Annotated in this window: 13 protein-coding genes and 2 pseudogenes; 10 read left to right on the top strand and 5 right to left on the bottom strand. The window is 30.6% G+C overall.

Annotated elements, in window-relative coordinates:
* Positions 1-316 precede the first annotated feature (316 nt).
* Together LFT63_RS09190 and rlmH are read left to right on the top strand one after the other, a co-directional pair.
* Entirely contained in the window at positions 317-1,117 is an 801-nt protein-coding gene (locus LFT63_RS09190) for an MBL fold metallo-hydrolase (protein WP_026083453.1), read from the top strand.
* Between the two features lie 363 nt (positions 1,118-1,480).
* On the top strand, positions 1,481-1,960 hold the full coding sequence (rlmH, locus tag LFT63_RS09185) for a 23S rRNA (pseudouridine(1915)-N(3))-methyltransferase RlmH (RefSeq protein ID WP_002466394.1): 480 nt from the start codon (positions 1,481-1,483) through the stop codon (positions 1,958-1,960).
* Between the two features lie 270 nt (positions 1,961-2,230).
* Here the strand turns inward: rlmH and LFT63_RS09180 are convergent, their stop codons facing one another.
* Positions 2,231-3,529 (bottom strand): poly-gamma-glutamate hydrolase family protein, encoded by a 1,299-nt coding sequence (locus LFT63_RS09180; protein WP_340768850.1) that lies wholly within the window; start codon positions 3,527-3,529, stop codon positions 2,231-2,233.
* A gap of 356 nt (positions 3,530-3,885) precedes the next feature.
* On the opposite strand from LFT63_RS09180, the gene LFT63_RS09175 reads away from it, so the two are divergent.
* Positions 3,886-5,385 carry an NAD-dependent epimerase/dehydratase family protein gene (locus LFT63_RS09175; RefSeq protein ID WP_340768848.1) on the top strand — a complete coding sequence of 500 codons (1,500 nt, stop codon included), beginning with the start codon at positions 3,886-3,888 and terminating at the stop codon, positions 5,383-5,385.
* A 145-nt stretch (positions 5,386-5,530) separates the two neighbouring features.
* On the opposite strand, the pseudogene LFT63_RS09170 reads toward LFT63_RS09175, so the two are convergent.
* Positions 5,531-5,800, bottom strand: a pseudogene (locus LFT63_RS09170) (type II toxin-antitoxin system PemK/MazF family toxin); the annotation flags it as partial.
* 200 nt (positions 5,801-6,000) lie between these two features.
* Between LFT63_RS09170 and LFT63_RS09165 the strand changes: the two are divergent.
* The 6 genes from LFT63_RS09165 to LFT63_RS09140 all read left to right on the top strand — a co-directional run bounded on the left by LFT63_RS09165 (position 6,001) and on the right by LFT63_RS09140 (position 10,319).
* The gene (locus LFT63_RS09165) at positions 6,001-6,159 is read left to right on the top strand and encodes a hypothetical protein (RefSeq protein WP_017638051.1); all 159 of its coding nucleotides are present in this window, start codon (positions 6,001-6,003) and stop codon (positions 6,157-6,159) included.
* Positions 6,160-6,738, top strand: a complete 579-nt coding sequence (locus LFT63_RS09160) for a Fic/DOC family protein (protein WP_051522845.1) — start codon at positions 6,160-6,162, stop codon at positions 6,736-6,738. It abuts the gene before it with no gap.
* A 285-nt stretch (positions 6,739-7,023) separates the two neighbouring features.
* A complete protein-coding gene (locus LFT63_RS09155) occupies positions 7,024-7,827 on the top strand; it encodes a Cof-type HAD-IIB family hydrolase (RefSeq protein ID WP_029056655.1) in 804 nt (267 codons plus the stop codon).
* Positions 7,828-8,129: 302 nt separating this feature from the next.
* Complete coding sequence (isaB, locus tag LFT63_RS09150; RefSeq protein ID WP_051522846.1) at positions 8,130-8,627, top strand: immunodominant staphylococcal antigen IsaB family protein; 498 nt, start codon at positions 8,130-8,132, stop codon at positions 8,625-8,627.
* Between the two features lie 331 nt (positions 8,628-8,958).
* Complete coding sequence (locus LFT63_RS09145; protein ID WP_340768846.1) at positions 8,959-9,687, top strand: hypothetical protein; 729 nt, start codon at positions 8,959-8,961, stop codon at positions 9,685-9,687.
* A 422-nt stretch (positions 9,688-10,109) separates the two neighbouring features.
* Positions 10,110-10,319: a hypothetical protein gene (locus tag LFT63_RS09140; RefSeq protein WP_141768797.1), complete on the top strand. Its 210-nt coding sequence runs from the start codon at positions 10,110-10,112 to the stop codon at positions 10,317-10,319.
* A 132-nt stretch (positions 10,320-10,451) separates the two neighbouring features.
* On the opposite strand, the pseudogene LFT63_RS12650 reads toward LFT63_RS09140, so the two are convergent.
* Positions 10,452-10,532, bottom strand: a pseudogene (locus tag LFT63_RS12650) (hypothetical protein); the annotation flags it as partial.
* Positions 10,533-10,576: 44 nt separating this feature from the next.
* Positions 10,577-11,146: a LysE family translocator gene (locus LFT63_RS09135; protein WP_029056659.1), complete on the bottom strand. Its 570-nt coding sequence runs from the start codon at positions 11,144-11,146 to the stop codon at positions 10,577-10,579.
* Between the two features lie 108 nt (positions 11,147-11,254).
* On the opposite strand from LFT63_RS09135, the gene LFT63_RS09130 reads away from it, so the two are divergent.
* A complete protein-coding gene (locus LFT63_RS09130; protein ID WP_029056660.1) occupies positions 11,255-12,136 on the top strand; it encodes a LysR family transcriptional regulator in 882 nt (293 codons plus the stop codon).
* 203 nt (positions 12,137-12,339) lie between these two features.
* Here LFT63_RS09130 and LFT63_RS09125 read toward each other — a convergent pair whose 3' ends face one another.
* A complete protein-coding gene (locus tag LFT63_RS09125; protein ID WP_029056661.1) occupies positions 12,340-13,305 on the bottom strand; it encodes an amidohydrolase family protein in 966 nt (321 codons plus the stop codon).
* Between the last annotated feature and the right edge of the window lie 10 nt (positions 13,306-13,315).

Raw genomic sequence — 13,315 nt, 5'->3', positions numbered from 1 at the left:
TATAAGTTTAACTGTCTACAAAGGTTTGTACTTTGTAGGCAGTTTTTATGTTCTCATTTGTATGTTGAACAATTATCTCGTTAATTAAATCATTCAAGGGAAAAACTTAATTTATCAATATACCGGTAGTTTAATAAACGGAGTATTGGCAGATTAATGTCATAATTGGTATAGTATAATATAAGCTATTTTAAGAACGGGTGGTTTCAGTACATAACTGAAATCAAAAAGTTAATCAATTAATAAAGAAAAATACAAAAATGATACGGAAGGCACTCTTACGTCACTAAGAGGGATGAGTGCTATATTAGAAAGGATGAGCCGCTTGATACGCATGAGTGTATTAGCAAGTGGTAGTACGGGCAATGCCACATATGTAGAAAATGAAAAAGGAAGTATTCTTGTTGATGTTGGTCTAACAGGTAAGAAGATGGAAGAACTTTTTGGCCAAATCGACCGCAACATCAAAGATTTAAATGGTATTTTAGTTACACATGAACACATTGACCATATTAAAGGTCTAGGCGTGTTAGCACGTAAATATAACTTACCTATTTATGCGAATGAAAATACATGGAAAGCAATAGAAAAGAAAGATAGTCGCATTCCAATGGATCAAAAGTTCATATTCAACCCTTATGAAACACAATCAATTGCAGGATTTGATATAGAGTCATTTAACGTGTCACACGATGCGATTGATCCTCAATTTTACATTTTCCATAATGATCATAAGAAGTTTACGATTTTAACAGATACAGGTTATGTTTCAGACAGAATGAAAGGCATGATTCAAGGTAGTGATGCCTTCATCTTTGAAAGTAACCATGATGTGGATATGTTACGCATGTGTCGTTATCCATGGAAGACAAAACAACGTATTTTAGGAGATATGGGACACGTATCTAATGAAGATGCTGGTTTAGCGATGACAGATGTGATTACAGGTAATACGAAACGTATTTACCTATCTCATTTATCTCAAGATAATAATATGAAGGACTTAGCACGTATGAGTGTTGGACAAGTGTTAAATCAACATGATATTGATACTGAAAAAGAAGTCTTATTGTGTGATACAGATAAAGCACAAGCGACACCAATATATACATTATAGTTATTTTAGACAGAGCGAGACGGGAATGTCTTGCTCTTTTTTTATGTCTTTTTCTGTGGAAAAGTCATTGAAGAAGGTCTTAAAAGCGATGTTTATAAGGGATAAGTGGATAAAATAGATTAAGACTATCGTGAAGTTATCCACTGAATTGTTCATAGTTATCCAGAGTTGTGTACAATACACACAGAAATACCCACATTGTACACATACTTATCCACAAAATAACAAGTTATTCCACAGAAATTGTGAGTAAATACTAATATTTTATAAAAATTGGGGATATAAACTGGTACAATAAGAGGGAATACTGTGAACAAGTTGATAACTTGTGGATAACTCTAATAAGTATAAGTGGAGGATAATATGAAAATCACAATTCTTTCAGTTGGAAAACTAAAAGAGAAATACTGGAAACAAGCAATTGCAGAATATGAAAAACGATTAGGTGCATACACTAAAATTGAAATAATAGAAGTGCCAGATGAAAAAGCACCTGAAAATATGAGTGACAAAGAAATTGAACAAGTAAAAGAAAAAGAAGGACAACGTTTATTAGCTAAGATCAAACCACAAGCAACGGTTATTACATTAGAAATTGAAGGTAAGATGTTGTCATCAGAAGGTCTAGCTAAAGAACTTAATCAACGCATGACACAGGGCCAAAGCGACTTTGTCTTTGTGATAGGTGGATCAAACGGACTACATCAGGACGTATTACAACGCAGTAACTATGCACTCTCATTCAGCAAAATGACCTTCCCACACCAAATGATGCGCGTTGTGTTGATTGAACAGGTGTATAGAGCATTTAAAATTATGCGTGGCGAAGCATATCATAAATGATGGTTTTTTAGTATTTTGTAATAAAAATTATAAGGTTCTATCTTACATTAAACAAGTTAATGTAAGATAGAACCTTATATAATATAGATTTAGTTATTAATTAAGCTATTAGATATTAGGTGTGAGTTTATTTCAACAATATCTATGAATTAAATAAACAAAGGTCTAGCGACGCCCTTACTCTAGGGATTACTTTAATTAAAAAACGTAAATTAAATTCAATATATAGTATGCATATGTTCTATATGAAACAACTTGCTTGTAAATATGTTACTTAATTGATGTTTGTTTAATAGCTGTGTGCAATGCATCAACAAATTGATACATCTTTGGTGACCAATTATTTTTATTTTTACGTGAAGTTGTACTCATATTTTGATTTTTAAATAAAGCTTTTCTCAGTGCAGTAGTTAATTCCAATTGAACACCTGTACTATTTTGATTTTTATTAATAAAATTTTGATTATTTAAACCACCTAGATATTCTGGAGGCACTTTAACGGTAAAACCTCTACTTCTCAATTGTGATTGAATAGCATCTCTTAGTTTAGATTTAACTCCTCCTAAGAATACAATTTGGTCGTCGCCTTTTGCGCCATGGATAGAAATGTTTGCTGTTCGTCCTTTGACCATTTGATGCAACGTTGGATCATCATAATGTGTAGACGTTACATGTAATTGCGTATTATTTGAGTTTCTTATTCCTTCAAACGAGAAATAATCATATCCACCTTGTTGTGCTAATAACTTTGTTAACTCCGAAGTACCTTGTTCTATGTTTCCACCATGCGGGGCTACAATAAGTACTTTACTACCTTTATTAGATGTCTCTTTCTTCCATTCAACACCTTCTTTAGTCGATTTTTCTAACTGGGTCATAGATTTATAGTAATCTTTATGATTGCTTTTAGTTGATTTGATTATATTTACTTTAGGTATTGTTGCTATAGCTGTTGCTTTTTTCTTAGTTGTTGTTTTTGCTATTTTTTTAATTGGTGTTTTGGTTTTTATCGATGATACACGGGGTTTCGATACTGCTTTTTTAGCTTGATTTATTTGTATTTTTGACGTATTCGATGTTTTATTTGATACTTCTACTTTAGAAATAGCTTGTTGGTCGCGTTTAGTTCCTATTGTGCTATTTTTGATATTAGTAGATGAATTTATAGGTGCTTTAGTAGACATCGGCTTTTGAGTTTGACTTGTAGATGTTTGAATAGCTTTTGGTTTCAAAGAAGTCGGTGCTTTAACCTTTTCTGGTTTCACTGTCGTTGAAGACTGTTTTACATTTGCAATTTTAGCTGTTGTTTTTACTGTTGTAGGTGACTTTACTGTTGTCGTCACATGTTTAATCGGTGTTGTGATATTAGAATCACTTGTTCTAGAGTTTTTAATAATTTTTGGATTTGATATTTTTGAATTTGTATTACTCTCATCTTGTACTGTGGATGCATGGGCAGTTGTTTGCTGAGTTATGATGTTTATTGATCCTAAACTTAGTGATGCTGTTATAACTCCTAATGTTATTTTCACAATTGGTTTTGTTCGCTTACTTCTATTTTTATTCATTTGTAGCCCCTTAAATAGTTTGCCATTAACTCATATTAACCTATTCTTTCAAAATAGCAATAACTTTATTTAATTTATTACATATTTAACAATAATTTTTTTGACTATACACAATATTAAAACAAATTATTAAGCTGTACTTAATTAGGATGCGAGAAAGAAATAAAGCAAAAATTGTTTATGCCAAACTCATAATCACTTCATAAAAGCTTAAAAAGTTTTAAGAAGGGTACAACGTTAAGTAAGAGACATGAAGTTCTTGTCCATTATGATAATAAGCAAGTGAGCTTGTTAATCTAAAGATGAGCTGAGGTAATGTTTGCCTGCTCATCTTTTTCTATTTGGAGGCTAAATATATGAAAAAAATTCTATTAACGGGCGCTTCGGGATATATCGGTAGTCATTTAATGAATAAATTAAAAGAAAACTATGAAATTATAGCTATTTCTAGAAATATAGAGAATAAATCGGATGAACGTAATGTTACATGGAAGGCAGCTGATTTATTCGATTTAAATGAAATAACTGAGGTAATGAAAGACATTGATATCGCTATCTATCTTGTTCATTCTATGATGCCTTCAGCCAAATTGACACAGGCAAGCTTTGAAGACATGGATGCATTGTTAGCTGATAATTTCGCTAAAGCTGCAAGTTATAACAAAGTTCAACATATTGTATTTATGAGCGGTTTGATACCAGATACAAATGAATTATCCCCACATTTGAGAAGTCGTTTAGAATGTGAACAAATTTTAGGATCATATGGTGTACCAGTAAGTACGTTAAGAGCTGGATTAATTATAGGTTCTAAAGGAAGTTCTTATCCTATTTTAAAAAAATTAGTAGAAAGATTACCGGGTTTGTTGTTGCCAAAGTGGGCTTACAATACAACATTGCCAGTTGCAATAGATGATGTCATTGATGGCTTATATAAAATTGTAGAGCGTACGCCAAATGAGAATGAATCAATAGATATTGGTGGTCCTAGTCACATGACTTATAAAGATCTTTTCAACCAAACAGCAGAGGTACTAGATAAACGTTTACCTACTATGGATTTACCTATTATTCCTATTTGGTTAAGTAAGTATTGGGTTAAACTTATTTCTGGCGTACCAAAAGAGATGGTCTATCCGTTAATGGATAGCTTAATTCATGATATGGTTCGAGAAAATGACCATATTGTGGAAGGAATTTCTATAGGTAAGACGGACTATAAAGAAAGTGTGCGTATTGCTTTAGAAGAAGAAACGCATACACCAAAGAAATCGAAGTCATCACGTAAGACTGATATTAAAGACGTTAGAGCAATATCGAGGGTAGACTTACCTCAAGATATGAATATGATTCAATTAGCAGAAGTGTACGCTAATTTCTTAAATAAAATTACATTAAATGTCGTTAATAGTGATTTTGACGAAGATAACTTTACGATTACTGTCCCATGCTTAAATAAGAAATTATTATTATTAAGAAAAGACTTTAAAGCTTCTGATAATGAGAGAATTTTATATCGAATTGTTGGTGGGGATTTTGCTTTAGATGTAGATGGTGGTAATGCGAGATTAGAGTTTAGAAGGTTGCCTAATAGTGATGAATGTATTATTGCCTTACAAGAATATAGACCAACATTACCTTGGTGGGTCTACAAGTATACCCAAGCGAAAGTGCATAAAAGTGTAATGAACATTTTTAAATTGAAGTTAGAAACTGAGAAAAACAAGAAAAATGGAGCTGTGAATATGAAAAAAGTTATTTTACCTGTTGTTATCGTTGGTGCTGTTGCCTTAAATTTATATGGAGTGAAGAAGTATCTAGCTAGAAAAAACAACATATCTAATGCTGAATTGTAGTGGCTAAAGAAGTGGAAATAGACTATAAAACTAAATGAAATAATTAAATCAAACAAAAAATTATAATAATAAGCACCCCAAAAGTCGGACAAAAATCTAACTTTTGGGGTGCATTATATTATAGCCAAATCTAAATTACTTTTATTTATAAAGTAGGTTTTAAATACGTCTGTACCGCTTGTAGTACATTATGTTTTAAGTTGTCTTGTAATTCATCTCTATAGTTATGATAATGAACATTGAGATTTAGTGAGCGTATTTGAATAGTATCTATGACACCTGTAACTATCCCTTTTTTAGTTTTGACTTCAATGTCAGTTGGGAATCTTACTTCTCGATTTGTAATTGGTAATACCCAAACGAAATCAGTACCTTCAATGCTCATTTGATTGTTTATGACTAGGCATGTGTGTATCTAAAGAGTATTGGATATCGTTCAACAGAAACTCAATAAAAAATTACCTCCACCGTATCGCTAAGAGAGACACAGAGGCGTATCATAAGTGAAGCTAAAAGTTACTAATCTTATAAGAAAACATTAGACTTATTACAAATATTGAGTATCGATAAGTTAAAAGAGACTATGGTATAATATTACCATCAGGAGGCGATAATATGATTACAATTGATTCAAAAGTTAACAAACAAATCGCTAAAAATCTTTCACTTGAAGGCATGGATGTAACTAAGGAACAACAAAAACAAATTCTTGATGTTATTAATAATAAAAAGGAAATTACGAATGAAGTGATTCGTAAAATCGCTTTTAAATAAATGAAATATAAAGCAACTTTTCAGGACGAATATCTTATAAATTCGAACTTGCTAGGTGCCCAAACAATAGATGAATTAGAGCAACTTGAGAAAGTTGCTTTTTATATTGTTGAAGGTTTAATGCAAGAAGAGGGATACGACTTTTTGTTTCCATTATCTGTAAGTTCAATCAAGTTATTACATAAAAAACTATTCGAAAGAATATACAGTTTTGCTGGTGAGATTAGAGATGTAAGCCTTATGAAAGAAAATACGCGGTTTTGTGAACCACAGTATATTAATACAAATTTAAATAAACTCATCGAAGAATTTAAATTAGAAGATGAGTGGTCCGATATAAAGGTTGCAGCAGAGAAACTTGCTTATTATAAAATAGAGTTGAATATGATACATCCTTTTCGTGAAGGTAACGGAAGAACAATAAGGTTAATAGTTAGAGAAATAGCTAAGCTAAAAGGATATGAATGGCGTACTGATTTATTAGATCGAGAAAATTATATAGATGCAATGAAAAAATCAATTTGGAATGAAAAAGCTTTAATTAAAATATTTGAAAACACACTGTTTACATTAAAATAATCTTTATAGATATATAGATAGGCATGTAATAGTTTCGTTTCAAATAATACATATGTTTCAAGTTAGTAGTCACATTGTTAGTCACAAATTAAAGCATCCATCACAGCAAAATGACAGATGCTCTATTTTATCCACAATTCTTAATGTTACTTTTTTAGCAAAGTGAACACAAATCAGTTACTTATACTTATAGTGATTTTTCAATTCAGCCTTTAGTTTAGAAATTATATCATTTATAAAACTGAACCTAGTATATTATTTTTAATAAAAAAAAGAGGGATAGCCATGTTTAAACTAGTAGTTACAGATATGGATGGGACGTTTTTGAATTCGGAAGGTAGTTTCAATCGTAAAAAGTTTCAAAACTTATCACTTCAACTGAAAGATAAAGGGATTCGTTTCGCTTTTTGTACCGGCAAACAAAATGAGCGTGTGGATGCGATAGTTGGAGACTTAACTAAGGATTTATTTATTATCGGGGATAGTGCTTCTCGAATTAAAATCAATGACATGAATATATATGCTCAGACCTTTAGTAATCAACTTGGCCTAGAGTTAATTAAAACGATTAAACATATTGATGATCAACTAGTTATTATTGTTTGTACAGAAGGTATGGCTTATGTAGAAGAAAGCATTTCTCAGAAAGAACGAGAAGCGGTTTTAGGTTCATATGAGAAAGTAACATTTTTAAAGGATTTAAATACAATTGATAAAGATATTTTGAAAATTACTATTTTCGATACTCAAGGACAGTGTTTTGAACATGTTAAAGGTTTAGAAAAATATCAAGATGATTTATATATAGTTGCTTCAGAAAAGCATTGGATAGACATCACACATCAAGATGTTGATAAAGGGAAAACCATTCGCTTTTTACAACATCTATTAAATATTAGCAGTGATGAAACAATTGTATTTGGGGATGGTCTAAACGATATTCCTTTATTTGAAAATGCACGATACAAAGTCGCAATGGATAATGCCTACCCAGAACTAAAAGATAAGGCTAATTTAATTTCTATTAATAACGATAGAGACGGCGTCATAGAAACATTAAATACATTGCTTGAGAATTATGAAGATTAAATTCTGTTATACAAATCAAGTTAAGGTATATTAGTGTAGATGTATCTTAGCTTGATTTTTTCATCTTATAAATAAAACCTTCAATGTTACTCTCTGAATATTTAATCATATTCTAAGGCTCATTATTCACGCCTTTCCACCAACTAAAAAAGCTTAATTTTTTGTTCTTAACAAAAATATGTAAAGTGATGAAACAACAAAAAATAAATATAAAAAATATTGTGAAAACTTATTGTAATATTTGTAATAATTTCGTAATATAAAAGAGCAATAACTAATTTCAATAGGGATGTGGAAAAATTATGAATAAAATGGGTAAATTGATTCTTTCAGCAGGTATTGTTTTAACAGGTGCAACGGTTAGTGTTGCTGGTGTAGCAACTCCAGTAACACATGCAGCAACTACACCTCATTACACTTACAATGGGAATGCAGGTTACAACGCAAAATTTGTGACTGAAAAGACGTTTATTAATGCATTGAAACATAATAATGTAACAATGAACAATATTAAAGTAGACGCAAAAGCACAAACATTTAAAAGTGGTAGTTCACTAACATATAAAAAGAAATATGATCAACAGTTCGAATACATTAATAAAAAACCAGTTTCTGCTTCATTCTCCGTTACTAATAAATCATTAAAAGTATCTGATGTTAAAAAAGCATATGCTGGATATAAATTAAAAGAAGATAAAACACACAACGGTCTTATCTATAATGTGAATGGACAACAAATTAGCTTTAATTATAATGGCAAATATATCGAAAAAGTCATGATTGGAAAATATAACGCATAATTTAAAAAATAAAAGTAGGTACTATGTGTTTTGCGCACAGTATCTACTTTTTTTGTGAACTAAAATTTAATAAACTTCGAGGTGAAACAAAACGATAACCAATGCCTCAAAATAAAAAGATTAATCAACACTTAGTTGTTTAATCTATTTTTTTACGCAAATTCTAAAACTTCATGCTTACAATAATTATATTAGTGATCCTCACAATCTTTTAATATTGATTAAAATTAAATAAATATTAAAGTTTCTATATTTTTGTGTTTATAATATTATTTAAATAGACGTATAATTTAAGTGATTATTTTTAAAGTCAAAATTTAAGGAGCATAGTATGAACGGATCATCATTAATTGGATTAATCATTGTTTTAGGTTTAGTTTTTTTAATTATTAATTTAATTAGAAAGAAATCTCAAAAGACTTATAGCGAAGATAAATTGAAAACGATTGATCATAGTGGATATGGTGACGGAAAATATTTTTATCAATCACCAGGTATGATTTTAGATAATCAATATATCCCTATTTATGGTAAAAAGAATTTATGTCATATTCCATATTACAAAGATAATAGTCAAAAGATGAGAAGTATGTTTGGTATAAAACCATTGCATGGGACACAAGTCAGATCTGATGATCATTCAGTGATTATTGAACGTATTGAGGGGATAACTAATTATGCTTTGTATAGAGTACTGTTAGATGGTAATGAAATAGGCACATTTAAAAAAGATAAAATGTTTAAAGAAGGCGGCTTCAAACGTCTATTTCCGTATAGTTTTGTCAATAAAGACAAGGAAAGATATCATTTTGAAAATCCTGATCGATTCCATTCTACTGTCATTAAAGATGAACATAACAATGTTATTTTATCCGCTGAACGAACAGGGCTAGATTATAAAAAGAGTAAAAAGACGAAAAAGCGTGGGGAACAAAACCAAATTAATGTGAATAACAATGATGGTAAATACCCTGATGAATTATGGTTAGCTTTATATATACAAGCTTGCATTACATATACCACTTTAGATAAGCGCAATACTGTTAAACAAGGACCTTAAAATATAGTTAGTCACAGTAAGACTGATGTTGGCTAAAAAATAAGGTGGGTGTCTTCGTTATCTTCTTTATATTATTTTTCTTAATAATAGGTTTGTTTTGTTTAATTGTTTTTGGCACAAGTCACTTAATTTTAAAAAAGTCAAAGCAATTAGATAGATACTATAAAATGGATAATAAGTTAAATGGTAAGCTACAAAAAGTATTAGTGTTTGTATTTGTGGTACTTATAACCATTGGAGTATCACAAATAGCAATATATTATTTATTTTCTGGTCCATTTTTTTGGTATATATTATTGTCATTTGGCTTAGTTTTTATACTACTTTTACTTCCTTATGCTTTGGTATTTTTACCTTTTTACAAGAGAAAGAAAACTATTGATGAGCCAGTGTTTGTCCTTCAAATCGTCATGTAGTGCATAGTGACGTCCATAACGTTTATGTATGGATTACTACTTGTCATTGATCGTAGTACCAAGATATTCATGGATGAAGGCGGCGTGAATTATGTAAATGGAAGCAGACTATTAAAAGATTTAGGGGGAATATCTTATATACTATTAGCAATGACAGCTACGGTAATACTAATAGTAAAAGTGGTTACGCTAAGACATAAAGAAGAAGGGACTTAGTCAAGTAAATAAAGCGATTTGAGATTGTGTAATGATAAATAAGATCCTCTAGTTAGCGATATGATTTACTGTATCCCCAAAGTTGTACTTAATAACTTAATATTCGATTTCAAAGGTTTATTTCCTGTAATTTTAAGGATATAAGCCTTTTAATTTTGCTTTACATCTTATGTTATTATCAAAATTTATATATTTATGAATAGATTGTTCAAATTGTTGAAGAGATGTATTTAATTAACCAAAGCTATCATTTTTTTCTAAATAAATATAGAAATAGCTGAATATAAAAGTAATAAAGACATAACAATATTAAAGGCAGTTTGATGTTGATTTAGCCATTCATTAAGCATACTACCCGCAAATGCCCAAACTAAAAGACAAGCCCAACCAATCAAGACGCTAATAATCAAATAAATTAGAATCCACATTGAACCAGTAACTGAAGGGATAATAAATGCGCCCATTAAAGTGATAAAAAATAATAGTGATTTCATATTAAGGACTTGAAGTACAAAACCGCTTTTAAAGCTTTGATAGGCTTTAGAAGGTGCTTTACTTTTAGTTGAAGTTAATATTTTAAAGGATAGATAAATCAAGTAAGCAAATCCTAAATATTTAAGAGGTGTTTCAATATAAACAATCCATTTACTAAATAAAAGGATGACAATATAAGAAGCTAACCCTAAAAAGGCAAATCCTGTAAGAATACCTGTTATGAAAGACTTACCACCACGTAAACCATATATTCTTGTAGCATTCATCATAAATAAATTACTTGGACCTGGTGTAATAGAAGTAACAAAGACATAGATTAAAAACGATAACACGCTGTTCGCCTACCTTTCTATGTTATTATAGTAAGGATATTAATATAAGTGAAATTAATGATAATAATATTGAAATTAATTCTACTAATATATAAGGGTGAATTGACGATGGAATTGCGACAAGTAAAAATAATTAAAACATTAATCGAAACAGGTAGTTATACCAAGACTGCCCGCAGGCTTAATTACACACAATCAAATGTGACTCAGCAAGTACAACTTCTAGAGAAAACCTTGAATCAAAAGCTATTTGATTATCGGCATAAACAACTACGTCCTACACCGTTTCTTAAAGAAATCTTACCGATGATTAATCAAATTTATGATGCAGAACAACAAATCAAACAAATATCATCACATAATAACACCGTTCGAAAAGTCAGAATAGCTGCACCAGAATCATTAATGATTACAGGATTGAGTGAAGTCATTAAAAACATGATTCACGATTATCCCAATATAGATATTAATCTTCAAAATAATAGTTGCAGTATGAATCAAGAGAAGTTACTTGAGGACGAAGTAGATATTGCCTTTGTATTGAATGATGGTGTAAATCATCATAAATTGAATTCTACTTTAATTTGTGAGGAAGACATTGTTGTCGTGGCACATCAAGAAGCACCAGATCACTTTGATGAATTGTTACAGCACCGACAATACAATCATTTTGTAATTAATGAAAAAGGGTCTGTATATCGAAATATGTTTGAACAAATCATACAAAGTCAGCAACTAGATATTATAAAAATAACTGAATTATGGAGTATAGGTGTTATCAAATCGTTGTTATTAGATAATATAGGTTTTTCATTTTTACCTTATCGTACTGTAAAAAAAGAGATTGAATCGGGACTACTTAAAGTAATTGAGACACCATTTTCTGTAGAAAAGTTAGGTTCATATATACTCACTAAATCATATCCATGGAACAAAGATATTAATCACCTGATAATTGACGAGGTAACAAATTTTTTCAGCAGTAAATAAAAAAATTCCATTTTCAAAGCAAACAAAATTCTCCATAAAAAGTTACATTCATCATCCCCCAATCAAGCACTAAAGTAAAATAAAAATCCCTTTTGAAAGTAGTCTCATAAAATTATGGACGACCAATCAAAAGGGATTTTCTTTATCATTTTATTGATTAAAAATTGACGCTTATAGTTACGATTAAATCTTCAAGCAATGCCTTAAGAATGATTATCTATTTGATAAAATTCAATGGCATTACCTCTTAAAATACCATCAATAGTATCAGGGTCGATATCACTATTTTTAATATAGTCTACGCCGCGAGTATATTTCTCATCTTGGAAGTAAGGGAAGTCTGACCCCATCATAAATTTATCTTTACCAAATGTTTCAATAGAGCTAATCAATGAAGGTTCATGGAAGTTAGCTGTATCGTACCAAAATTGACGATTTAACACTTCATAAGGATCAATATTAAAGGCATTCCAGTCTTCATAATTATCTTTAATACGAGTCATGAAGAATGGTAATGCGCCACCTAAATGTGAAATATGGAATTTAATATTTGGATATTTCTGTGGAATTTCATTTTTAATCAATTGTAAGGTAATGAATGTAGACTCTAATGGTGCGCCAATAACCCATTCTAATTGATAGTCATTGACTAACGGACTTTGAGCACCGCAACCTGTTGGATGAATATAAATCGTAGCATTTAACTCATTCATTGCTGCAAAGAAAGGTTCAAATTGTTTGTCAGCTACAGAAACCTTATCTTTCACGATAGTTGGAATAGCAATGCCCACAAATTCGTCCTTTTTAAGTAGTGCTTGTGCCTCTTCAATAGCTTGATCGACATAAGGAAGAGAGACGGCACCATATGCTAAGAAACGATCTGGATATTGTTGAACTAACCCTTCATATAAGTCGTTGATTTCTTGAGCACTTTGATGAGCTTCTTCTTTAGTACCCCATTGTGGAGATTGTGGCGTTGCAGAAATAATTTGTAAGTCTACGCCTGCATCGTCCATCATTTTGAAACGTTTGTCTAAATCTTCTTTAGAGGCAGATTGATTAATACCTTTAGCAACCTCAGTACCTTGACTGCCTAATTTACCAAGTTTGTCTAAATAATCTTCATTCCATAAATGTGCGTGTGTATCAATCGCTTTTGTTTCAGTCATACTTTCCCCT

This window comes from Staphylococcus sp. FSL H8-0121 (genome assembly GCF_038008425.1).
Taxonomy (GTDB): domain Bacteria; phylum Bacillota; class Bacilli; order Staphylococcales; family Staphylococcaceae; genus Staphylococcus; species Staphylococcus pasteuri.
The sequence above is the reverse complement of the archived record's forward strand: the minus strand, read 5'-3'. Positions and strand labels throughout refer to the sequence as shown.